At 58.2% G+C, this 25,037-nt stretch carries 17 protein-coding genes; 5 read left to right on the top strand and 12 right to left on the bottom strand.

Going from position 1 to position 25,037, the window contains the following annotated elements; genetic code table 11:
- Positions 1-300 (top strand): nickel-responsive transcriptional regulator NikR (gene nikR, locus LN415_06600; protein ID MCJ2556763.1); only part of this gene is annotated, 300 nt, incomplete at its 5' end.
- 9 nt (positions 301-309) lie between these two features.
- Here the strand turns inward: nikR and feoB are convergent.
- Entirely contained in the window at positions 310-2,235 is a 1,926-nt protein-coding gene (gene feoB, locus LN415_06605; protein ID MCJ2556764.1) for a ferrous iron transport protein B, read from the bottom strand.
- A 4-nt stretch (positions 2,236-2,239) separates the two neighbouring features.
- Positions 2,240-2,935 (bottom strand): metal-dependent transcriptional regulator, encoded by a 696-nt coding sequence (locus LN415_06610; GenBank protein MCJ2556765.1) that lies wholly within the window; start codon positions 2,933-2,935, stop codon positions 2,240-2,242.
- A gap of 136 nt (positions 2,936-3,071) precedes the next feature.
- Here LN415_06610 and LN415_06615 point away from each other — a divergent pair, with 136 nt between their 5' ends.
- Positions 3,072-3,560, top strand: coding sequence for a hypothetical protein (locus LN415_06615; GenBank protein MCJ2556766.1), 489 nt, complete (start codon positions 3,072-3,074; stop codon positions 3,558-3,560).
- A 9-nt stretch (positions 3,561-3,569) separates the two neighbouring features.
- Here LN415_06615 and LN415_06620 read toward each other — a convergent pair whose 3' ends face one another.
- Positions 3,570-4,535 (bottom strand): replication factor C small subunit, encoded by a 966-nt coding sequence (locus tag LN415_06620; protein MCJ2556767.1) that lies wholly within the window; start codon positions 4,533-4,535, stop codon positions 3,570-3,572.
- 128 nt (positions 4,536-4,663) lie between these two features.
- Between LN415_06620 and LN415_06625 the strand changes: the two genes are divergently transcribed.
- A complete protein-coding gene (locus LN415_06625; GenBank protein MCJ2556768.1) occupies positions 4,664-5,593 on the top strand; it encodes a TIGR00269 family protein in 930 nt (309 codons plus the stop codon).
- Here the strand turns inward: LN415_06625 and LN415_06630 are convergent.
- From LN415_06630 to serS, 4 genes are read right to left on the bottom strand one after another with little or no spacing between them, the layout of a single operon-like run.
- Positions 5,565-6,878, bottom strand: coding sequence for an adenylosuccinate synthase (locus tag LN415_06630; protein ID MCJ2556769.1), 1,314 nt, complete (start codon positions 6,876-6,878; stop codon positions 5,565-5,567). The two genes, LN415_06625 and LN415_06630, sit on opposite strands and share 29 nt — an antisense overlap.
- Positions 6,879-6,921: 43 nt before the next feature.
- Positions 6,922-8,676 carry an ATP-dependent DNA ligase gene (locus LN415_06635; GenBank protein MCJ2556770.1) on the bottom strand — a complete coding sequence of 585 codons (1,755 nt, stop codon included), beginning with the start codon at positions 8,674-8,676 and terminating at the stop codon, positions 6,922-6,924.
- A gap of 1 nt (position 8,677) precedes the next feature.
- Positions 8,678-10,015, bottom strand: a complete 1,338-nt coding sequence (gene purB / locus LN415_06640; GenBank protein ID MCJ2556771.1) for an adenylosuccinate lyase — start codon at positions 10,013-10,015, stop codon at positions 8,678-8,680.
- 31 nt (positions 10,016-10,046) lie between these two features.
- A complete protein-coding gene (gene serS, locus LN415_06645) occupies positions 10,047-11,333 on the bottom strand; it encodes a serine--tRNA ligase (GenBank protein MCJ2556772.1) in 1,287 nt (428 codons plus the stop codon).
- Positions 11,334-11,866: 533 nt separating this feature from the next.
- On the opposite strand from serS, the gene LN415_06650 reads away from it, so the two are divergent.
- On the top strand, positions 11,867-15,457 hold the full coding sequence (locus LN415_06650) for a right-handed parallel beta-helix repeat-containing protein (protein ID MCJ2556773.1): 3,591 nt from the start codon (positions 11,867-11,869) through the stop codon (positions 15,455-15,457).
- Between the two features lie 139 nt (positions 15,458-15,596).
- Here the strand turns inward: LN415_06650 and LN415_06655 are convergent, their stop codons facing one another.
- Positions 15,597-18,419 (bottom strand): ABC transporter substrate-binding protein, encoded by a 2,823-nt coding sequence (locus LN415_06655; protein MCJ2556774.1) that lies wholly within the window; start codon positions 18,417-18,419, stop codon positions 15,597-15,599.
- Positions 18,420-18,603: 184 nt separating this feature from the next.
- Between LN415_06655 and LN415_06660 the strand changes: the two genes are divergently transcribed.
- Entirely contained in the window at positions 18,604-19,074 is a 471-nt protein-coding gene (locus LN415_06660) for a DUF5788 family protein (protein MCJ2556775.1), read from the top strand.
- Here LN415_06660 and LN415_06665 read toward each other — a convergent pair.
- The 4 genes from LN415_06665 to LN415_06680 form a co-directional block, all read right to left on the bottom strand.
- Positions 19,058-21,175 (bottom strand): winged helix-turn-helix transcriptional regulator, encoded by a 2,118-nt coding sequence (locus LN415_06665; protein ID MCJ2556776.1) that lies wholly within the window; start codon positions 21,173-21,175, stop codon positions 19,058-19,060. The genes LN415_06660 and LN415_06665 overlap by 17 nt on opposite strands.
- Positions 21,176-21,266: 91 nt before the next feature.
- Positions 21,267-23,924, bottom strand: a complete 2,658-nt coding sequence (locus LN415_06670) for an Ig-like domain-containing protein (protein MCJ2556777.1) — start codon at positions 23,922-23,924, stop codon at positions 21,267-21,269.
- 79 nt (positions 23,925-24,003) lie between these two features.
- Entirely contained in the window at positions 24,004-24,462 is a 459-nt protein-coding gene (gene tsaA / locus LN415_06675; GenBank protein ID MCJ2556778.1) for a tRNA (N6-threonylcarbamoyladenosine(37)-N6)-methyltransferase TrmO, read from the bottom strand.
- Positions 24,459-25,037 (bottom strand): ABC transporter permease subunit (locus LN415_06680; protein ID MCJ2556779.1); only part of this gene is annotated, 579 nt, incomplete at its 5' end. The genes tsaA and LN415_06680, both read right to left, overlap by 4 nt.

Consider the following 25,037-nt stretch of genomic DNA (forward strand, 5'->3'; position numbering starts at 1 on the left):
CTGGTGCGGAAACTGCTGATAGAATCCGAGGTCGAGGATGAGAAGGGCGACGTCATCGGAACGCTCACGATCATCTACGACCACGATGCGGCCAACGTGTCCAATCGACTGCTGCACATACAACACCACCATCACTCCGATATCTCATCGACGACACACATTCACGTTGACGAGCAGACGTGCCTCGAGGTCCTGGTCGTGCGGGGCAGGGGGGACGACGTCAGGGAGCTGGCCGATAACATCAAGGCCATCAAGGGCGTGAAGCACGGAGAACTGGTGCTGACCAAGGCCACACTCTAGAGAGCCACCCTAGAGGAGGGTGAGAATCCTGAACGCGATGCCGCCAACGAGTAACGCGAAGGCGATCTCAACGAACGTGATTATCGCCGCCTTTCGCGCTCCGATCTCCCTCACCATCACCGCTATGGTTGCGACGCATGGGATGTAGAGCATCACAACGATCGTGAAGACGACCATCTGAACGGGAGAGAGGACCGCCGCCAGGTTCGTCGTCCCTACCATGGCGACGAGCATTATGAGCGTGAGTTCCTTTCTCAGGATTCCGAATATCAGAACCACACCGACGACCGCGGGGAGCCCAAGCCACAGCTCGGTTACCGGGCTCATCGCTCCGTTCAGTCCATCGAACAGTCCGGCGTAGCGTATCGCTTGCACGATCAGCGAGACTATGATGATGAAGGGAAACGCGATGAGGATGAAATCCTTGAGCCTGGCCCACGTCTGGAGCAGGACCGTCTTCAGGGAGGGCAACCTGTACGGAGGGACCTCCATTATCAGGCCCATCGGCTCTCCTGGCACCGCCTTGAACGCCAGTCTGCCGAGGAGGATTATGATGATGAAGTTGAACAGGTAGATCGCCAGAGCGTAGAGGAAACCCAGGTAGGTCCCCACGACACCCAGGATGACGACGGTCGTCGCCGCGCACGGGACCAGCGTCACGACGAAGACGGCGATCAGCCTCTCCCTCTGCGTTTCCATGACCCTGCAACCCATGCACGCGGGGACGTTGCAGCCGAATCCGAGGATGAGCGGTATGAATGCCTTGCCGTGCAGCCCGATCTTGTGCATCAGCCTGTCCATCAGAAATGCGATCCGAGGCAGATATCCCGATCCCTCCAGGAAGGCGAGGATGAGGAAGAACGGAATGAGATACGGCAGGGCGATGGAGATCCCCGCGACGACGCCCTCTATCAGACCCATCCACACGAATTCGGATGTATCGTTCACGCCGAACGCCTCGTAGAAGAGATTCTCGACCTGGGCGAAACCCTCGATCAGGTTGCTGGAAAGGAAGTCGCCCACGATGAATATGAGCGAGAAGACGCCAAGCAGGACCAGGCCCATTATGATGTACCCCGTCGCCCTGTTCATGGTGAAGGCATCCAGCCTATCGCTCAGGGAGGGCGTCGGTTCCCTCGTCGGCTTGGCCACCTTCCTGAATATCTGGCCCGCGATCCTGTATCTCTCGCCCACTATGACGTTCGAGGACGAGTCCCCGAGCTTGCTCTCGATCTCCTCCGAAAGGATCGTGGCAGCGATTACGGCGCTCTCGTCCTGCTCTCCCACTCTGGAGATGACGTTGTCATCGTCCTCGAGCATCTTGATGGACGTCCATCTCGCCGGGAAGTCAGCCCCGATTCCCGAGACGACGGACTGGAGCTTCTCGATCCTCTTCTCCAATTCCGGAGAGTACTCGGGAATCCGCGGTCTGAGAGCCTTCCCCTCCACGACCTCGATGGACTGGACGAGCACCTCATGGATCCCTTCTCCTCTGATCGCAACCGTCGGGACGACCCGCACACCGAGCTCCTTCTCGAGGGCGTCGATGTCTATCTCCCACCCCTTCTTCTTGAGCAGGTCCATCTGGTTGAGGGCGACGACGAGAGGGGCCTCGAGCTCTATGAGCTGCAGGGTCAGGAAGAGGTTCCTCTCAAGGGAAGTGGCGTCGACCACGTTGACGACGATGTCTGGCCTCTCCAGGGCGATGTAGTCCCTTGCCACGATCTCCTCGATGGAGTAGGATGAGAGAGAGTATATGCCTGGAAGATCGACCACATGTATCTCGTGGTCCTCGAACTGGAGCTTCCCCTCCGCCTTCTCGACGGTCTTCCCTGGCCAGTTTCCCACCGTCTGGTGCAGCCCCGTCAGCTCGTTGAACAGAACGCTCTTGCCGACGTTGGCGTTCCCCGCCAGGGCTATCCGCAGCGTCCTCACGTCATCAGCTCACTTCGACGAAGATCTTCGAAGCCACTCCCCAGCCGATCGCCAGGTTGTAGCCCTTGATGTCGAGCTCCATCGGGCCGCGTCCCGACTTCCTCTTCACACTAACGACGGTGTCCTTCGTGAAACCCATCTCGCAGAGCCTCCGGCAGAGCCCCCTTCCCGCTCGGATGAAGGCGACCTTGGCACTCGAGCCCTCCGCAAGCGTTGAGAGAGAAACGAGGCTCGCCCGCTTCCCCGGGTTCGTCTTCTCCGCCAGCTCGCATTCCTCGCAGCTGAAGACGTCCCTCTCACAGGGAGGTATGGGTGAACCGTCATCCGGACACTCGGCGGGATGCTTCAGGTGCCTGCATATCGCCGCCTCTGTCTCGGACGAGATCGCGTGCTCGAGCCTGCACGCCTCATCGTGAACCTTGTCCTTTCCAATCTTCAGGACGTCATGAAGGAACCTCTCCAAGAGCCTGTGGCGCCTGGCAAGCCTTCTGCCCTCCGTAAGACCCTTCTTTGTGAGCGTGGCGCCCTTGTACGGCTTGTACTTCACGTAACCCCTCTTCGCGAGTCGCTGCAACATCTCCGTGACGCTCGCGGGAGCCAGGTCGAGCTCTCTAGCGATTCGAGTCGTTCTGGCGGGCTTGCCGTGCCTTGTCAGTTTGTACATGAGCTCAAGATACTCGTCCGCCTGCTCGGTCCTCATCAGTATTAGATGACAGGGCTGGCTTATTAAGTTTTCGTATATCCTAAATCTCTGGTGAAGGCATCGTGATTCTCGTGCGGGATTCTCAGGTCGCTACGATTTAAATATAGGAGCCAAATCGGTTCATGTGATTCAGATGAGGAAGTATATCGTGATCTTTGCGACTCTGGCGTTGGTGTTCGTTGCGGGGTCTGCCTACGCAGCGGATGTCGATACGGATGGTATGGAAGACTCTTGGGAGATAGCCCATTTCGGAACCCTCCTCGAGGATCCCCAGGATGATTACGACTCGGACGGCTATAGCAATATCGCGGAATTCGCCGCTGGAACGAGCCCAGTCAATCCGCTGGATAGTCCTGGCCTCGATCTCGGGGAGAACGTGGTGGGGTCGGTGTTCGACGCCATTCTGATGGGGCTCGTCATCATCGCCGTGATCGTCATCGTCATCATTGCGCTCGTTGTGTGGGCCGTGACCCGCAAGAAATCACAGCCGCCCCAACAGCCGCAGTATCCTCCTGGACAGTACCCGCCGCAGGGACAACAGCCCGGGCAGTATCCGCCGCAGGGTCAGTACCCGCCACAGGGTCAGCCGCCGCCGCCGTCTCAGCCGCCTCCGGGGCAATAGCCTCGGAGACTACTTCTTCTTCATCTCCAGGCCGGCGACGACGAAGTTGGAGATCAGGTTCTCGAGCTGGATGCGTTCATTGCTCCCCTCGATCATCCTGAACTCCACCTCCCCTATCTTATCGATGAGCTTGACCCTCACATCGTCCGGGATGGCCAGCTCGAACAGCGTCCTGTGAATCTGCTTTATGAGGTCCTCGCCCGAGAGCCCGTGTTCGATGAGCAGGTCATCAAGCACCGCGCGGGCCGCCATGAAATCCCCCTCCAGGGACGTCTCCAGTAGCTTCCTCACGTCCTCGGGGCGGGCGGTCGCGGCCGCCTTGTAGAGCGTGTCCTCGTCCACGGTCGTGTTGATGGACGCGGCGACCTGCAGCGAGTTGGTCGCCTTCCTCAGGTCACCCTGCGCGATGTAGATGAGCGCGTCCATTCCCTCCTTCGTTATCTTCACGTTCTCGCCATCGGCGACGCGGTTCAGGTATCCCTCGACTGCCTCCCTCTTCAGCGGGCGGAAGCGGAAGACCGCGCACCTCGACTGGATGGGCTCGATTATCTTCGATGAGTAGTTGACGGAGAGGATGAACCTGCACGTGTTCGTGTACTTCTCCATGGTCCTGCGGAGGGCGGCCTGGGCGTCCGATGTCAGCGCGTCAGCCTCGTCCAAGAAGATTATCTTGAACCCGCCCTCGCCTATGGGCGCCATCCTGGCAAAGTTCTTGATCTTCTTGCGCACGACGTCGATACCCCTCTCGTCCGATGCGTTGAGCTCGTTGAAGTTGAGGTTCCAGTTCTCCCCGAAGAGCTGGCGGGTGAGAGCTATCGCGCATGTCGTCTTGCCCGTGCCAGCGGGACCGGCGAAGAGGAGATGGGGGAGGTTCTTGGTCTTCACATACGCCTTGAGCCTCTCCACGATCTCCTCCTGACCGACGACATCGTCAAGGCTGTTGGGCCTGTACTTCTCCACCCAGATTCCTTTCATCTCTCCCCCTTCCTATCCGAATTGCCCCGACGATAAAAAACCTTTGCATGACTGCGGGTCTTTGGCCAGTGCCAGTGTTCAGGCCGAATCGTCAAACACTAAATATCAAAGCACACATCCCTCGTACCATGCTCTGCTCCAGGTGCGAGAAGGAGGCGGCCACTCTCATCCGCTACAACGGGCAGCACCTGTGCAAGGAGCACTTCGTCGCATTCCTCGAGAAGCGGGTGAAGGCGGAGATCTCCAGCCAGGTCAAGCTGAGGGGCGGGGCCAGGATCGCCGTTGGCCTCTCTGGCGGGAAGGACAGCACCGTCGCGACGCTCCTCCTGCACGAGGTCTTTGCGCCGAGGCGGGACTTCGAGATCCACGCGATAACGGTGGACGAGGGCATCCGCGGGTACAGGCCAGAGGCCCTGGAGGTTGCGCGGGAGTTCTGCAAGGCGCGCGGGATACCCCACCACGTCATCAGCTTCGAGGATGCGTTCGGTCTGACGATGGACGAGGTCGTCGAGCGGGACCCGGACACGATACCGTGCTCCTACTGCGGCGTCCTCAGGCGGTACTGCCTCAACGCCAAGGCGAGGGAGATAGAAGCGACCGTGCTGGCGACGGGGCTGAACCTCGACGACACGAGCCAGTCCATCCTGATGAACCTCGCTCGCGGGGATGTCGGGCGGCTCGCAAGGCTGGGGCCGCATACGAGCGTGCAGCCGGGTCTCGTGCCGCGCATCCAGCCGCTGAGGACGATCCCCGAGAAGGAGACGTACCTTTACGCCATGCTCCGCGGGATCGAGATCTGCGATGCCGAGTGTCCCTATTCCACACGCGCACAGCGGGGACGGTTCAGGGAGATCATCGACGTCCTGGAGAGCGAATCGCCCGGGACGAGGCACGCCCTCCTGAAGTCATACGACGAGCTCGCACCGCTCCTTACTCAGAAGTTCCCGCCCGTGGGGCTCAACGAGTGCAAGGCGTGCGGCGAACCGACCGGTAAGGAGACATGCAGGGCCTGCGAGATGGTCCAGAAGCTCAGGCGAGCGGGGTCCTCTTCCCCCTGAGGTCCATCGTCTCCTCTCTGGCGGGGCCGAGCCCGATCATCTCTATCGGCAGGTCCAGCGTCCTGCGGATGTACCCGAGGTAGGTCTTCATCTCCGACGGGAGCGCCTTGTATCCCTTGTCGCAGATATCCTTCCACTCCTCCTGCGACCTGTTCTCCCAGCCCTTGAACTCCTTCAGGACCGGTCTGCACCTGGCGAGCACCCTCATGTTGGCGGGGAACTCGGTCATGCGCTTCCCGTTGTGCTTGTACTCGTTGCAGATCTTGACCTTCTTGAGCCCGCCAAGGACGTCCCCCTTGGTGATGACGATGCCGTCCAGGGCGTTCACCCGCTTCGAGAACCTGACCATGACGAGGTCAAGCCAGCCGCATCGTCTCGGTCGCCCCGTCGTGGTGCCGAACTCCATCCCCTGCCTCTGCATGTACTCGCCCGTCTTGTTCTTCAGCTCTGCGGGGAACGGTCCCGTGCCCACGCGGCTCGTGTATGCCTTCACGACGCCCACGACCCTGCCTATGCGGGACGGTCCCACGCCCGTGCCAGTGCACGCCCCGCCGACGACGGTGTTCGATGACGTGCCGTACGGGTAGATGCCGTGGTCGATGCCCAGATGCGTCCCCTGCGCGCCCTCGAAGAGCACGTTCTTGCCCTTGTCCAGGGCCTGGTTGATCAGAAGCGACACGTCCACGACGCTGTCCTTCATCTTCCTCGCGTACTTCGCGTAATCGCTCTGTATCTTCTTCTTGTTGATCCGTTTCTTGCCGCCGTAGGCCGCGATGATCTTTCGCTTCATCGGGATGAACAGGTCCAGCTTCTCGTTGAAGACGCGCGTGTCTATCAGGTCGGCCATGCGGATGCCCGTCCGCGCGATCTTGTCCGTGTAGCAGGGACCGATGCCCCTCATCGTCGTGCCCGCCTTCAGCTTGCCCTTCAGCTCCTCCTCCAGGCCGTCGATGATCTTGTGCCAGGGCATTATCACGTGCGCGCGGTCGGCTATGAGCAGCTTGCCCGTCCGCTTCCTTCTCCGCTTGACTTCGCTCAGCTCCTTCAGGAGGATCTCGGGGTCGACGACGACGCCGTTGCCGATCATGCAAGTCTTTCCTGGGCGGAGCATCCCGCTCGGTATCAGGTGGAACGCGAACTTGTCCTTGCCGATTATGACCGTGTGCCCGGCGTTCGTTCCGCCTTGGAAGCGCACGATGATGTCGGCATCGGCCGCGTAGAAGTCGGTTATCTTCCCCTTGCCCTCATCTCCCCACTGGGTCCCTACGATCGCAGTTGACGGCATTGTTTCACAAAAGAAAAGCGGCGTCGCTAATAAAGAATGTGGTTCAGGACTTGACCTTCTCCTGCTGTTCGTACATCTCGACGATCTCCTTCACCGTCGTCGCGTCCTCGGGGCCCTTGTCCTCCCGCCAACGGCCCGTGAATCTCGGGAACCGTAACGCGAGACCCGCGCCCTTCTCCACGACGTCCCAGGCGGCGGTATGGATAGGGCTCCTCGTTATCTCCGCACCGAGCACCTCGAGAACGACCTCCGGGCTGAACCAGAAGTCGGCCTTCATGTCGGAGACGACCTTCGGGTCTTTGGCGGGGATCTTGTGCTCTTCGAGGCGGTCGGGAATCGCCGCCAGGGTGATATCGTCGAATCCGGTCCCGAGCTTGCAGACCGTCTTGTACCTTCCGTCCTCCGCATCGTACGCGGCCATCAGCAGTGCGCCGTAGGTCCCTGCGCGTCTCCCTCTTCCCGCCAGGGCGCCCACGATCACGAGGTCGACCGTGTCCACCATTCCCTCCTCATACTCCTTCTTGAACTTGATCCAGTTCCACCCTCGCGTTCCGGCGACGTACGGCGAGTCGAGCGCCTTGGCGATGAGCCCTTCGCCGCCGATCTCCAGGCTCTCCTGGAAGAAGCCCTCGACCTCCTCCTTGTTCTCGGTCACGAGCATCGTCGACAGCCTGACGTCGTCCCCCTCCTCGACCGTACTCCACAGCTTCTTTCTCCTGTCCGTCAATGTCTCGTCCAGAAGATCTTCGCCATCGAGGTGGAGGCAGTCGAAGAGGAAGAGGCGCACTGGATACTCCTCCTTCGCCTTCTCCAGGCCATGGATCCTCCCCCGCCTGTGGGAGACCTCCTGGAAGGGCAGGAACTTGCCCGTTACCAGGTTCACGGGTACGGCCTCCCCCTCGACGATGCCCTCCTTCCCGCGGAAGCTCTCCCGTAGCGCGGACACGATGTCCGGGAACTGCTCCGTCACGTCCTCGAGCCGCCTGGAGAACAGGCTGATCTCGTCCTCGCTGATGTGTGCTTGAATCCTCAACCCGTCGTACTTGTACTCGAACGCGCACTCGCCCAGCTTCTCGAATATCTCGTCGAGCGACGACAAGCGCTCGCACAGCATCGCCCTGATCGGGGTCCCGAGCTCCAGGTGCACCTTGTCGAGTCCGGCTTCCCCTTCCTCGGCGAGCAGCTTGGCCACCCGCCCGAGGTCGGACCACACGTTGTACGCCCGCTCGATCTCGTCCCTCCTCTCCTTCGTTGCGAACGCCACTGCCAAAGCGTCTATCATCGTCAGGTCCGCGATCCCGATCCGCATGGAACCCGCCACTGACTTGACTATGTACTTCGCCTCGAGCTGGGTCGAGTCGTGCAGGAGCTCCGCGAGCAGCTTCATCTTCAGGTCCTGGGAGCCAGACCCGCTCGCGTCGGCGATCTTCATGAAGTTGCCGTACACGCGTTCGACCGTGAGCGGGTTCGCGAAGAGCGCTGTCTGCTTCTTGTTCTCGATGGCCTCCTGAGCGGCGAGCCCGATGTCGCCCTTCTCCCGCAAGAGCGTGAGTATCTCCTCCTCGCCTATGCCCGTTGTGAACGTGAGCGTCTTGACGATGAGCTTTCCCGCCAGTCCCAACTCCTTGCCGTAGAAATCGGGAAGCAGCTTCCCCTGCGTGAGGTAGACGACCTTGTCCAGGATCTCGGGCGGGACGGACGTGAAGAGCTCCACGAGGTGGTCGGTCATCTCCAGCCGCTTGGGCGTGCCCTCTATCTTCTCGTAGACTCTGACCAGATCCTCGTAGGCGGTCTCCAACCTAGCCCCTCGATTTTCTCACTATATTGGCAATGATCTTCTTAGAGGATCCCAGGTAGTTGGCGGGGTCCATCGTTTTTTCTATCTCCCACCCGGTCAAGTATCTCAGAACCATCTTGTCCCTGCGGAGCACGCCCAAGAGATGCTCATCCCTCTTCCTCGCCCATCCCGCGCACTTCCTGGTGAGTTTGTAAGCCTTCTGCCTGTTCATTCCTTTGTTCACGAGAGCGGTCATGACTGCCTCGACCATGGCCTGACCCTTTGTGGCCTCTATGTTCTCAAGCATCCTTTCCTCGTTCACGATCAGACTGCTGTAGACCTTGGCAGTCTTGGCGACTATATCGTCCGTGAGAATGCACACATGCGGGATGATGAACCTCTCCGCACTCGAATTCGTCAGATCCCTCTCATGCCAGAGCAGGACATTCTCGTACGTGGGATGGATGTATCCGCGAACGACCCTGGCAAGACCGCAAATGTTCTCAGATGTGATGGGGTTCCTCTTCTGCGCCATCGTGGAGCTTCCCAGTTGTTCGCGTCCGAAGTGCTCCTCCACCTCTCCCACCTCCGTGCGCTGAAGGCTGCGAACCTCAGTGGCGAACTTCTCCATCGACGTTGCTATTCCCGCCAGGACCGAGATGAACTCCACGTATCTGTCCCGCCCTACTATTTGTGTCGGGCCTTCCTCCACTCCCAGCTCCAATTCCTCCATCATCCTTTTCTGAATGATGAGCGCTCCTTTGCCAAGTGAGGCACCGGTCCCAACGGCACCGAGCATCTTGCCCACGCATATCCTGGGCATGCATTGCTTGAGCCTTCTAATGTGGCGGTTCGTCTCCGCGGCGAAGACAGCCATCTTGAGACCGAAGGTTATGGGGACCGCCGCAAGACCGTGGGTGCGACCGAGCATCACCGTGTCCTTGTGCTTCTTAGCGAGGTCCACGAAGATCTTCTTCAGGTCGCGGAGATTCTTATTGAGGATGCGAATGACTTCCTTCATCTGCAGCGCCGTCGCCGTATCGTTTATGTCGCTGCTCGTCGCCCCGAGATGGACGTACGCTCCTGAGGGGCCGCTCTTCTTGGCTAGAACTCGGACCAGGGCAGCGATGTCGTGCTTGGTCTTCTCCTCCTCTTTCTTTACTGCGTCGACAGATACGATCTTGACTTTCGCGGCGTTTTGTATCGCGACTGCGTCCTTACCAGGTATATTTCCGACTCCCGCATGTGCCCAGGCGAGAGCGGCCTCCACGTCCAGCAGGGCCTGGAGCCTGGACTCCTCGCTGAAGATGGCTTTCATCTCGTCTCTGCCGTACCTAAAATCCAAAGGACAGACCTCCAAGGAGCTCACCAGGTGGTCATACCCGCTCGGCTTATTGAGTTTTCGCCGTGATGACCTCCATCCCCTTCATGTAGGGTCTGAGGGCCTTCGGGACTGTCACGGACCCGTCCGCGGTCTGGTTGTTCTCGAGTATGGCGACGAGCGTTCTGGACGTCGCGAGAGCGGTGCTGTTGAGCGTGTGCAGGACCCGCTTCTCCCCGCCCACCTTGCCGACTCGGATGCGCAGCCGGCGGGCCTGATAGTCCGTGCAGTTGGAGCAGGAGACGACCTCGACGTACTTGCCCTGCCGCGGGGACCAGGCCTCGATGTCGTACTTCTTGGCCGCTACCGTGCCGATGTCGCCCGTGCAGTCGTTCACCACCCTGTACGGTATCTCAAGCATCTGGTGCAGGTCCTCGGCGTTCTTCAGCAGCTCCTCGTGGTACGTCCACGAGTCCTCGGGCGTGGAGAAGATGAACTGCTCGACTTTGTTGAACTGGTGCATGCGGAAGAGACCGCGGGTGTCCACGCCGCGGGAGCCGATTTCCCGCCTGAAGTTGGTGCTGAACCCCGCGTACTTGAGCGGGAGCGCGTCCTCGTCTATGATTTCGCCCTGGTACATCGCCGCTATCGGGTGCTCCGACGTGGCGATGAGGTAGAGGTCCTCGCCCTCGATCTTGTACATGACCGATTCGAAGTCCTCGAGGTCTGTTACTCCCTCGTAGGGCTCCCGCCTGATCATGAACGGCGGCTCGACAGGGATGTATCCCCGCTCGATGAGCAGGTCGAGCGCGAAGTTGATGAGCGCCTGGTCCAGCTGCACTAGCGGGCCCATCATGTAGAGGAAGCCCGCGCCAGCGACCTTCCTGGCCCGCTCGAAGTCCGCCATGCCCAGCGATTCCAGCAGCTCGCCGTGGGCCTTGATCTCGAAGTCCTTGGCGGGAATGTCGCCCCAACTGCTGACCTCAAGGTTGTCGCTGTCATCCGCGCCGACGGGCACGGACTCGTGAAGGATGTTGGGCAGCCGCATGAGGCCCTGCCTGACGCTCGCTTCTAGCTCCTTCCGCTTCTCCTCCACCTTCTCCAGCTCCTTCGGAAGCTCGGAGGCGCGCTGCAGCTCCGCGGCGGCGTCCTTGCCCTCCCTCTTCAGCTCCGAGATGCTCTTCGAGACGACGTTCCTTTCGTGCTTGAGCTTGTTCGCCTCTTCGACGACCTGCCTCCACTCCTTGTCTATGGAGATGACTCTCTCGAGAAGCTCCAGCTTCTCCTCGTCTCTCCTCTTGGCCAGGTTGTCTCTGACTGCCCCAGGGTTCTCTCGGATCTGCTTGATGTCCAACATTCGGTTGACCACATGAGGGCGGTTGGTTTAATGCTTTTTGGCGGGCGGAAGGAGGGGAGGGCACCGAAACGACAGGTGCGATCTGTCAAAGGCTCCTAAGCAGAGATGAAACGGAGTGGGTACGGAGGAGTTACGGAGGAGAAACGGAGGATCTCTAGTGGGGCATAGGAGAAACAACGGAGAACGAACGGAGGCATAGCTTCAAATAGGGAAAGAAACGCGATGCCCGGAGACTCGGAGAACAGGGAGGATCCGACAAGAATCCTGCGGGAAGAAGCAAGGATTCGGCAAGGATGTCCATGGTAGGTCTATGGTATGTCCATGGTAGGTCTATGGTATGTCACAGGAAACCTAGGGCGGACCTTAGGGAAACCTTAGGAGGAGCTAGGGAGAACCCTAGGCGGAGCTTAGGATATGCCTATGATTTGTCATGGGGAACAGACGCACCGCGCCCACATGAGCTCATTTCTGTTCCACCGAGCGGCAATGATTATAAGCCCGAACACAGCTTATCAACCAGGTCGTGGAGGAAGATGAAGAAGTCCATCTTGGTGGCACTTCTGGTTTTCATGTCAATGTTCACAGTGGTAATGATCCTTCCAGAGACAGCAAGGGCGACCACGCTCTACGTCGGCGGGGCGGGTCCAGGGAACCACACCACGATTCAGGGAGCCGTGGATGCAGCGATTCCCGGGGATACAGTGTATGTCTACAATGGGACTTACCACGAGCATGTTGCCCTGGACAAGACCTTGTCGCTGGTCGGGGAGGACAGGAACGCGACAGTACTAGACGGGAGCGGGACCGGCGTTCCCCTCAACGTAACCGCTGACTGGGTGAACGTGACAGGATTCAACTTCACGAACAGCGGAACTGATTGGGAGGACGCGGGTCTGGAGCTCTATTCCGCGCATAACTGCAATATCTCTTACAACATCTTCCAGGACTCTATGGAGCACATAGGTCTCCTGCTTTCCGACAACAACACGATCATACACAATGAAGTTCTGGGCCCCTTCAACGGGATCGTAGTCTCCCGGTCCTCGGACAACACGATCGTGAGGAACACTGTCTACTCGAACGGCAACATGGGCATTTCCGTCTCACGGGGAGACAACAATACGGTCTCGAATAACACAGTGGTCGGCAACGATGATGGAATCATGCTTGGTGGGTGGGCCAACCATACGCTCGTTGCTGACAATAACATCTCTTTGAACGGAAGGTACGGTCTCGCGCTGTGGGGCGCAAGTCACAGTACGGTCCACAACAACACCATGCTCCGAAATGGTTGGGGCACATACCGTTACGGAATCTATCTGTGGTTTGCGGACAACAATACCATCTCGCGCAATGAGGTTCATGAGAGCGCGTCCATGAACATCTACCTGAACTACTCCAACAACAACACCGTGGTGGATAACAACGTATCAGACAGCCACTATGGCATATTCCTCCATGATTCTGATGGCAACAACATCGTGCGCACGAAGGCCCTCGCCAACACTAATGCTGGCTTCTATCTCTCGTGGCAGTCCGACCACAACACCATATCGGACGGCGAAGCCTCAGGTAATGTCTTTGGGATCTACCTCGCGAGTGCGGACTTCAACACCATCAGCGACTCCAGGACGTCTGACAACGAGGCTGGCATCCACTTGGATGTCTCGGATTCCAATCTTATTTCGAATTGCACAGTCCTGAGCAACGGCGGAGGCATCAGTATCCTCGACTCCTACAACACGACAATCTGGGGAAGTAACGTCTCGCTCAGTGACAGGGCAGGGTTTTACGTGACGTCCTCCAACAACACATTCATCTCGAACAGCACGGTCCTTCTGAACGGAGACAATGGCATTGGAGTTTACTTCTCGGGGGACAGTTGGATTAGGAATAACTCACTCAGCTCCAATTGGGGGTTCGGAATCGGACTCTCTAGCTCGGAGCGCGTCGTGATCCATGACAACGTGCTTATTCATGACGGCATAGGCATCGGCGGAAACAGAATCTCAGATTTCAACTCCCACGTCATAAGCACGACCAATACGGCCAATGGCAAGCCGATTCGCTACTGGAAGAACATCACAGGAGGCATCGTTCCAGCGGATGCAGGCCAGGTCATTCTCGCGAACTGCACAGGTGTCCTGGTGGAGAACCAGAACATCAGTGACGCCGACACAGGCATTCAGCTAGGTGTCTCCTTCGGGAACATTGTCCGTGCCAACAACGTCTCTTCCAATGACTGGGACGGTGTGAGTCTCACTTACTCCAACTCGAATTTCGTCGGGAGCAACACCGCTCATGGGAATAGGCAAGGCCTGCGTTTGCACCATTCCGACGGGAACAATGTCAGCAACAACAACGCATCGTGGAACAACTGGTCTGGGATTCGTTTGGATAGGTCCGACGCCAATGGCCTTTCGTCGAACAACTTCTCGTTCAATGACGTCGGGATGAATCTCTACCGGTCCAGTGCAGAAATCATCTCGGACAATGTGATGTTCGACGACGGGATTCTCATCTGGGGAAGCTCGAGGGAGCACTGGAACACACATGACATCGACACCACCAATACGGTCAACGGGAGCCCTGTTTACTATCTGAAGAATGTGACAGGGGGATCGGTTCCATCTGATGGCGGTGAGGTCATTCTCGCCAACTGCTCCAATGTCAGCGTCAGTGGGCAGAGTGTGAATAACGGATCGGTGGGCATTCTCATGGGCTTCTCGGAGTACAACGACATTTCGGGAAACACGGCGTCGTCCAACGAAGTATATGGCATCCAAATGTACGCTTCAAATCACAACACGCTCAGCGACAACAACGTCTCCTACAATCAGTGGGGGATTCATCTCTATTCATCGACTCAGAATACCATCGCCAGAAACGAGGTATACCGGAATGAAATGGGAATGGCAATTCGAGCGGACTCCAACAACAACACAGTCGACCTCAATATAGTCTCGGAGAGTCAGCAATACGGTATCGGAACGAGCTACTCTCCGGACAACATCATTGTTGGCAATGACGTGTTGCGCAACCGCCAAGGCATATCGATTTCCGTGTCGAGTGGCACAAGAATCTACCACAACAACATCATTGACAACACTTTCCAGGGGGGAGACAACACTGACTCGAATCAGTGGGATGATGGCTATCCTTCTGGCGGAAATCACTGGAGTGATTACGCTGGAGTGGATGTGATGAGCGGTCCCGATCAGGACCAGCCCGGTAGCGATGGAATCGGGGACACGCCGTACAACGTGGATGCTGATACCCAAGATCGGTATCCCCTGATGGACCCCTTCGGAGTGCCCAGGACAAGACCGCCGAAGGTCCTGGACGCGGTTCTGAGTGGAGCAGACTTCGAGAATGTCACGATCTCCTGGTCGCTATCTCCCGACGATGGTCTGGGTCTGAACTCCGTTGTCGGATACCAGATTCTCAGAAACACGACGTACGACCGCAGTGGTCTCGGCTATCAGTTGATTTCCACCCTACCCAATGGAACCAATTCCTACGTTGACACCTTTGCCGGAGAGGGTGACCCCAATGATTACTTCTACATCATATGCGCGCTGGACGCGAACAACACGACCTCATGCTCCGAGGATCAGGCGGGGAAGTTCACCCGTCCACTGATGACGGGTCCAAATCTCGCATCCATCCCTCTTATGCAGTCGGACACGGATGTGGAGAATGTCCTCCAGACCGCAACGTTCGACATGGCCTGGACATACCGGCCCTACGATCCGAATGACAAGTGGAAATACTACATGCCCTTCAAGCCGTACAAGGGGGATCTGAGCTGGCTGAACCACTTCCAGGGGTTCTGGATCAACGCGACCGAGGAATGCAATCTCACGGTGGCTGGACTGGTTCCGCTCAGGACGAGCATCCAGCTCTTCAGCGGGTGGAATCTCGTGTCCTTCCCGTCCTTCAACGGTTCGTTCACAGTTACGGATTTGAAAGCGGCCACACCGGTTGAGCGGGTGGAGATGTACAACCCTGCAAGCCCGCCACACTATCTGAGAGTCGCCTTGGACTCCGACGTGCTCGGGACCGGAGAAGCATACTGGGTCAAAGCCAGCTGGGATGCAATCTGGATCGTTGAAGCGGCATAGCTTAGTATTCCGTGAGACAGCAGTGACAATGGAATTATCAACGACCTGCAATCTCAACTCACACCTCACATGTTGGGCAGTGCTACACGTCGCCAATCCAGAGGAACGTGACGAAGGGCGAAGTGGAGCCATCAACCGCCTACTTCTTCCGTCCCCTTCGATATTCTGGCGGTAAGCCTCTTACCACCCGGATCAGTCCGAGAATGACTATGGTCGACAAGAGGAGCACGATGAGCAGCATCTGAATGTCCGAAGAGACCACTCCCGACATCGGAGGGTCTTGAGCAGGAGAGAGTTCGACGACGACGATCTCAGCCATTCCCATGCCCGACTCATATTCCTCCAGCTCGACGTTCGCAATGATGTTGAACCTGAGATAGTCGATTCCTTCTCCGATCACTGAAGGCGACTCGACAATCACTCCCTTGATGAAGCCGCCCACCGTCGTTCCCGTGCTCGGCTCAAGTACCAGTCCCTCTGGAAAGCAGGTGAGGTTGACCGTCACACCATCTAGATGCACCCCCTTCTGGTCGGTAACCTCCACTCTCAGTGGCAGTGAATAGCCTATCGGGACCACGTCCCCCGCTTCCATCTGTATCTCGACTGAGAGGAACTGCTTCTCCCTCGGGAAGATCGTGATGTACGTTGTCGCGGTCTCGGAGATCCTGTATCCGGATTTCGCGTCCGCGGTGATCGCCACCGTCAGCTTCTCCAGGTCGCCCACGTCAGGTGCTTCATATACAGCAACGATGGCTCCGTTGATATCCGTCACGCCTGATACGCACAGACCTCTCTTTTCGCCCAGCGTGATGTTGCCAGACCGCCATGGGACAAACGCGCTAATGCAAATGTCCACCCTGACATCCGAGAGAACGCCGTAAAAGTCCTGCACGAGGACCCGGAACATCTTCGCGGACATGGCCTCCATTGCAGACGGAGCAGTGATGGTGACGCTCATGTCCTCCACGAACGGAGGATGGATCCCAATCAGCGTCCAGAACGACTCTCGTATGTGGGAACCTGTCAAGCCTGCCGTCCAGTTGATGAACCTGTCGCTCCTGTACGCCTCGATGTTCGTCCTGTAGAAGAGCACATCGATCGGGAGCGCGTCCGCGAGCAAACCCGAGGCCTCTTTGATAAGCCTCATCTGCTCGGATACGTTGAACTCGCTCCTCGCCTGAAGGACCAGCTGGTCGAAGGCCTCATTCTGAAAGCCCGCGTCGTTCCTGCCGTCGCGCGCCTTCCCGGAATAGAACAGTTCGTAGTAGTAATCCAGGGGCTCAGAGTTTATCTCCTCAGGGAGCAGCCACATCTGTATGGTTCTGTCTGCAACTCTCTGAGCTACCTCTCCGTGGGCAAGCAGTTTCACGCTCACGTTGAGGCCAATCTTCCTCATGTCCGACGCAATCATCTTGGCCGAGGTGTGGCAACGCGGCTCGAAATCCTCTAGATATGTTATGATCTCGATCTCGTCATCTCCAATGCCAGGTAGATTCCTCCAGCCATCCGACCAGCCCAGGCCGAATCCGCCAATCGTGTAGTGGTCGTCCAGGATCTGCCCCGCCAGGTCGAGATCATAGTCGTATTTCGTGACGGATGCGTTGTACCAATTCGTGAAGGCAGGGCTCACGGGCTGGTCTCCCGCGACTGCGAAGTTCAGGAGGTGGGTCGTCACGAGTCTCCTCTTGTCGATGGCATGAGCGATCGCCTTCCTGAGATGGTATCCATCATCCCCTTGCGACGGGTCATTGTCAGGATAGCCGAACGGCGACTCCCGCATGTTGTACCCGAGATAGAAGGGGCCCTTGCTGGGCGTTGCAGTCAGATCGATGTTGGGGTCGGGCCAGAGACTCATGAAGAACTCGGGAGGTATCGAGACCATGGAGGTTACGTCAACCTCCCCCGCCTGGAGCGCCCACACTATGGATTGAACCGTTTTGTAGATCTTGAAGAGGATGCTCTCTATGTGCGGCTTGCGCAGGTAGGTGTCGCCGTCCCTGTCCGCTACGTTGGTGTGGAAGTCCTCATACCTGTCCAGCCTCACGGTGGAGCCCTCAACCCACTCGACGAACTCAAAAGGGCCGGTCCCGATGATGTGTCTGTCCCCAGGAACCCACGACCGCGCCCCGGTCACGTTGAAGGCATCGATGCTGCTGGCGGGCACGCCGTTCTCAGTCGCTGGGTCGTAGGCCCGCCCGAAATTCTCATGGATGTCGACCTCCCACTCGGAACAGACGCCGCTCTGGGCCACCAGGCAGTGTTTCCCCGTGCCCTCCCAGAGGTATCGTGGATACAGTCTGAGATGGCTCAGCGTGTAGTCCACAAAGCCGAAGTAGTCTGACTGGAGTTCGAAATGGAGTGCGAAGGTCAGGTCATCGTTCTGACCGACGGGTACGCTCTCGTTCCAAATGTCGCTGACGGGATACACCCAAAGCCATCTATCGGAGGTGTAGTTCGTTGCATCTTGGTTACTCTCGTCCTTCAATACATCCAGCGAGTTCCCGAACACATCCCCCGCCCGAAGAAGGGATTCGACATGGTAGCTGAAGAGCAGGTCCTCCTTCGTGGCCTGCACGCCGTCGTGGAAGTGCACACCGTTCAGGTCGTAGTATGCGGTCACCGCGCGAGGGTCGAGACCGTCTTCTTTGGTGAATACGCCATACTCGTCGGGGTCAAGCACTCCGCTGTCGTCAGCATCGACCCCCTTCAGAACGTAGGGGCAGATCTCACTGAAGTCGGGGGACAGCACGCCGACGGTCATGTAGACAGGGAAGAGCGCCCCTCGTGTCCAGACGTCATCTGCAGCCAGGATGTTGCTCATGGCCATGTCGGCCTTGACCGCCACTTTGAGAGTGATGTCCTGTCTGGTCTCGGACTGCCCGTCCGAAACTCCAATGTTCAGGCTCAAGAGGAGCATGATCGCGGTAATCAGAAATGCTGACAGCCTTCTCGCCACTTTCACAGGTTTCCCTCACACGGCCCTCAGTACTTCGTAGGATGTGGTCAGAAATAAGGTTATTGGTGCGGGGCTTTGTGAGAGACTTCAGCGGATGTGTCAGCGAAGCAATCCTTCTGTGAGTGATTCCAGACAAGAGCGTCTGCATCCGCTCGACGATGACTTATATTCTCTCGACAATTAGAGAACGATGTCCTACATCGGCCATGAGAAGCACAAGCACAGGCCCGAGGAGCTCCTCACTCGAGAGGAGCGGGAGAAGGTCATGGCCAGGATCCGCTCGCTGTTCTTCTGGGTGGGGGAGACGATCCCCGATGAGGTCGAGATCTCCGGGAGAAGGGTTCCCCTGCGGGATCTGGTCCACGATTTCGTTCACAAGCAGGAACTGAGCGATGAAGAGCGGGAGGACATCGGGGCTCTGACAAGGGACCTCCAGAAGCGGGAGAAGTTCTTCGCGCACCTGCTCGACCTGCCCGACATAACGAAGGAGGAGGCTGAAGAGATATCTCACAGACTCCTGGGGATTCTCAGGGCGATAGACGAGCTCCGCTCCTTGGAGGAAGGTCCTGAGCGGGACATCGAGAAGAGTTCATTGATGAAGAAGATCGAGGACGAGAAGAGGTGGCTGAAGTACACGAAAGGGCTCAGAACGCAGATCTAGGCGGCTGCCCTTCCGACGGATAACACCTCGCCTTGACGCCCTTCCTCTCTATGTCGATCTTGCCGTCCTCGACCAACTTCTTGACGTGATAGTTAGCCAGTTGCCTGCTTGTCCCCATCAGCCTCGCGAGGTCGCTTATCGACATCCCGGGGGACTCGTTCACCCGCTCGAGTATGTCCTCCTGGATCGCGTGAAGGCCGTTGTCCGGTATCTTCATCCCGACGGGATAGAAGATCTTCCTGCTCCCCTTCGGCTTGGACACTATCAGGCCCTCCCGCTCGAGGACGTCCAGGTGATAGGTCAGCGTCCCGTTGTTCAGCTGCAGGTTCCGCTTTATCGCGGTATAGTGCTCTCCAGGATGCACCTTGATGTAACCATAGATCTGACCGCGCAGGAAGTGGTCCAGGATGTCCTTGCGCTTGAGCTTGACGTACAGCGGTATGAGAAGGAACTTGAAGAGGCCGAACTTGCCCACCTCGGTGTTGAGGAACCCGCCCACGAAGGCGGCCGCGAGGAGTCCGAGCCCCAGCGGGATGATGATCGGGAACTCCTGAGCGGGAGCCTTGACGGCCACGTGGATTTCGTCGCTGTCCACGTTCCCGTCGTCGTCCTCCACGTGCAGGGTGACAGTGTAGTTGCCCGCCGCCTCGAACGCGTAGGTCACCATCTGACCGGGAAGCTCAACGCTTGCATCGCCCAGCTCGATGACCCACAGGAAACTGGCGGTGTCCCAGAACCTCGGGTCATTGTCCGAGCAATTGCCAGCATCGAAGAGGATCGAATCGCCCACATTAGCCTCTCTGAAGCCTCCCGCATCTGCGACGGGTGGGGTCGTGTCCTGCACGAATACGTTGATATGATCAACGTCCTCGTTGCCCGCTGGATCTGTCACCATGAGCGTGATTGTGTATCTACCGGGCGTCCAGAAGACGTAGTCGACCGTGATCCCCTCCAATCTCACAGAAGTGCCCTGGTTGTCGAACTGCCATACGAAGCCTCCTTGCTCGTGGAGACTGGGCTCGTTATCAGTCGAGCCGCTCGCGTCAAGATGAAGGACCACGTCCTCGTCGACATCCCTGTTCCCGCCCGCATCGGCCCCGGGCGGGGTGAGGTCAACAGCAAAGCCCAGCTCCACCCACGTGTTGGCCTCTATCCACCTGAGCGCCTCGGCCTCATGACCCTCCTTGCTGGCGATTACCACGTACGGGTTGTGGGTCATGGTTTCGAGCCGAGTGAGCACTGCTTCCGTGATTATCGCCCTCTCCACGAGCCCGAACTCGTCCGTCACGAAGGTCGTGTTCTCTCCGAGCTCGCTTGAGAATGTCACCTCGGCGCCGGGAACGGGACTGCCGAACTCATCGAATACCTCAGCGGTGACGAACCACTGCACCGTCAGGGTGGAGAGGTCGTCCTCGATGGCGACCTTGCCCCACTCGACTGGTGAATTGATGAACCTCGCGTGCGAATCCTCCTCGAGAACCACGTCAAGGAAGGTGCTCTCCACCGTTGAATTGGTCACCGTCATCTGCGAACCGACGGTGTGGATGGAGATGCCGTTCGAGGCAACAGTGGATGAGTCGATGACTGCCTCTGAGTGCCATAGATATATGCCCCATTCACCCGACTCCATCACGGAAGAATCGATCATCTCCAGCGAGGAGTATGCCGAGTGTATCCCCGCATAGTGGTTGTCATGGAAGTGCACATTCTCGAGGACGACGGATGCTTGGTTCACAAGCTGCAAACCACGATGCCCATACTCGATCCTCGCATTCCTGATGACGTTTTCGTGCTCCGTGAGAAGTATGCTGTCCCAGTCACCGGGATGCTTGACCGTTTCGTTCGATGTGAAGACTATGGCCTCACCCTCGGAACCGTCAGCATGAAGGTGACCCTCGATTACCAGGCTCATGTCCGATTCGATCCGCACCTCAACGCCGGGGTCTATGACCAGCGTCTTGCCGAGATCCAGGTACGCGTTCTCGATGATCACAATCGGACTCTCATCAAAGGTCCAGTGCGTGTCCGTTATCTCCCCGTGAACGTACGTAGGTCCGGCAGAAGCCTGAGGGGGAATAATGTAGAGGCAGGAAAGAAGCATCACTAGCATCAGAGCAATTGCGGAGCCCAGTCGAGCAGTGCTTTTCGCCTCTTCCCTGCCTTGTGTTTTCAATCGCCTCAGTCCTGTGAAATTATAGCACGTAGCGTCTAATAAGGATGATGGCCGCTACTATGAGCGGTATCCCGAGCGCTATGGGCAGTATCACGTCCCTGATAGGCGGCCAGGGCGGCGCGATCATGCCTCCCTGGTTGTCGACGACCACGTCGACGCTGACCACGTCGGAATGCAACTCACCATCATAGGCGCGTGCGTGCACCGTATGGTTTCCATTGTCGTACTTGGTCGTGTCCCAGAGATACGCCCATGTGGACCAGCTTCCGTCGCCGGATGTGTCCGTGGCGTTCTGCCACTCGCCGTCGTCTATCTTCACCTGGACGAGGTCAACCTCGTCCCCCGGGTCAGGATCGCTGGCGTATCCGTACACGAGGTACTCCCCGTCCACGGTCTCGTTCTCGACCGGATGGACGATTTCCAACTCGGGTGCGTTGTTGAGGTTGTCAACGCCCACTTCCACGCAGTCAAGCTCGGAGTGGTGCTCTCCGTCATATGCGCGGGCGCAAACAGTATGGTTCCCGTTCTCGTACTCGCCAGTGTTCCACTCGTAGGCCCAGTGTGACCAGCTGCCGTCTCCAGAGACGTCTGTGGCGTCCTCCCACTCGTCCGAGTCTATCCTGACCTGGACGAGCTCCACGCCCCCGTCATCCTCAGCGATCCCGTTGACCAGAACTATGCCGCTGAGCAGCGCACCGTCATCCGGATGGAGTATCTCCACCTCTGGCGGGTCGTTCACATTGTCCGTGCACGCGATCACGGTGGCATTGTCGGACCAGAGCTCGCCGTCGTAGGACCTTGCGAGGATCCTGTAGCAGCCGTCATCCCACTCGGGGGTGATCCACTCGTACGCCCACTGGTACCAGCTGTCGTCCAGGGAGACGTCCTTTGCCAAGTGCCACTCGCCGTCGCCGATCTTCACCTGTACCTTGGTTATTCGGTCCCCTTCATCGTTGTCCCACGCCTTCCCGTGGATGAGATAGAACCCGCTCACTTCCTCGTTGTGCTCGGGATGGATGATCGAGACCTCGGGCTGGCTGTTATCGTTCTCCACGATGACCTCTCGGACGTCCACATCGGACCAGCCGCACTCGGAACCGGCCTTTGCCCTGACCCAGTGCTCCCCGTTCTCGTAGTCACGGGTGTTCCAGTGGAATGCCCATGTCCTGTAGTCGGTGCCCCAGGATGTATCGGTCGCCTCGTGCCAATCGCCCTCATCGATCCTCACCAGGACGTGAGAGACGCCGTACCCGGGGTTCGGGTCATCGGCCGTTCCGTGTATGAGCACAATCCCGCTGAGAACCTCCCCGTTCTCGGGATGCACTATCTCGACGGTCGGGGCCTCGCAGCCACCATTCTCAACGATGACCTTGATCCAGTCTAGCTCGGACCAGTGAACGCCGTCAGAGCCCTTGGCATGGATCCAGTGTATTCCGTCCTCCCACTGTGTGGTATCCCACTCCCACTTCCAGTACTCGAAGCCTTCCTCCATTCCCATCCAGGTGGCCTCGTGCCAGTCGCCGGTCTCGTCTATCATCACGAGGACCTCGAGCAGCTCGTTGTCATCGAAGCACTTGATCCAGACGTCCACCCAGCCGCTGACGACCTCCTCCCAATCGGGCTCGACTATCTCGCACGTCGGCGGGTCGTTGACGTTGTCCACGTAGACGTGTATGTCCACGTACTCGGAGTAGTCCTCACCGTCGAAGGCTCTGGCAACGACCGCGTGCCATCCGTCCTCGAACTCCGTCGTGTCCCACTCGTACTCCCAGGTGTGCCAATCACCGTCGGGCGAGACGTCCGTGGCGTTGAACCACTCCTCTGTCCCGTCGAACGCGACCTGCACGAGCTCGACCTGGTCGCCCTCATCGGGGTCCCCAGAGTGGCCCCACACGGTCACTGTCCCGCTGACCTCGGACCAGTCAGGCGGGTGCTCGATGTTCACCCAGGGCGGCGTGTTCGGCTCCTCGTTCATTATGTAGACATGTATGTCCGTCAGCTCGGAGTAGTCTTCACCATCAAAGGCCCTGACCACGAAGTAGTGCCAGCCGTCCTCGAAGGTCGTCGTGTCCCAGATGTACTCCCAGGTCCACCAGTCGCCCTCGTTGGATGTGTCCGTGCAGTTGATCCAGTCCTCCGTGTTGTCGAAGGCGATCTGCACAAGCTCGACCACATCGCCCTCGTCCGGATCGGAAGCGTGACCCCAGATCTCGACTATCCCCCAGACCTCGCTGTAGTCCGGCGGGTGCTCCACCCAGACGTGCGGCGGGGAGTTCTCGTTCTGCACGATGAAGCCGAGGTCGTACAGCTCCGAGTAGAGCTCCCCGTCGAAGGCCCTCGCGACTATGAAGTGCTCTCCGTTGAGAACGAGGGTGCTGTCCCATTCGTATTCCCAGTGGAACCAGTTCCCTGACAGGTCGTTCGCGAGCACCCAGTCGTCCGGGCTGTCGATGGAGACCTCCACGGTCACGACCTCGACATCGTCCTCCGACAAACCCTGGATGGTCACGATCCCGCCCACGGTCTGCCCAGCATCTGGATAGGTTATCACGACCACCGGTGGCGTGTTCGCTAGGCCGGTGGTGAGTGCACCCATCCCCAAGACAAGCGCAAATGCAAACACAATGGCGGTCCTGAGGACCTGCCCACTTCTTCCTCCAAACCCTTTCGAGTCCATTCTAACTCACCAGGATTTCAAACGTGAGGAGGATATAAGTTAAGATTTGAACGGCTTTTTCCTCGTATTAAAGGATTGCTCACCGCCCGCGGTACGCATTCTCCATCCATTCCGGTTCTCTGACGTCCTGCGCGCTGTCGTGATGTTTGGTGTATGGCTTTATGTCCAGCACTGGAGAGCCGTCAAGGGCGTCCAGCCCTTTCACCTTGAGGACATTGCCTTCTCTGCCGAGGACCTCCACGGTCTCGAGACCTATCGGGTTCGGTCTCCCGGGGGAGCGGGTGGCGAACACGCCGACTATGGGAAGCGAGGGGTCTCCCATCGGGCGGACCTTGAGGACCTTCCTTTCCTCCTCCGGTATCCTGTTGAGCCAGTAGACGATGATGGCGTGGGAGTGGTGCTCGATCCCGTCAAGACAGTCCCGGAGGTCCTCCTCGACAACGATCTCGGAGACGATGTCCCTGTACGCCTCCCCGGAGACCTTCTCGTTCATCTCGTTCCTCACGAAGCCGACGGGGTGAATGACGATGTCGCTCATCCGACCATTTCCCTTCTGTTGAACATGAAGAAGGCGAGTATCAAGAAGATGATGAGGTAAACCGCCATCACTGCCACGCTCACGTAGATGTCTGGAATGAAGAAGCACATGGGACTGCCCACGGGGCAAACCTTCCCCGGCAGATATCCTGGATCCATCACGTACGTTATCGCCTCGCCACCGTGAGTCACGAGGAACCACGGCTCCACGTCCGCCAACATTAGTGCCCCTCCAACCATCGGGAGTATGAGAAGGAAGAGAAAGAACGTCAGGAGAGTCGAACCCACCGTGCCCTTCATCACGGAGCTGACGAAGTAGGCGACGCCAACCGCTGCTGACAGATACATGATGGCTATGAGGAATGAGTAGACGAGCTCGACGTTGACCGCCTTGTAGAGGCCTCCGACGAATAGGGCAATGAGACCGTAGTAGATCGAGATCACGAAGAAGGACGCAATCATGCTCGCACTGAATTTCCCAAGTCCGATGACGAGTCGCCTGACAGGATTCGGGAACACGACAAAACCGGTCCTTTGCCGGAACTCGGTGACGAGAGCATCGCTTCCGAAGAACGT

The sequence above is a fragment of the Candidatus Thermoplasmatota archaeon genome (assembly GCA_022848865.1).
In the GTDB taxonomy this organism is placed as follows: domain Archaea; phylum Thermoplasmatota; class Thermoplasmata; order RBG-16-68-12; family JAGMCJ01; genus JAGMCJ01.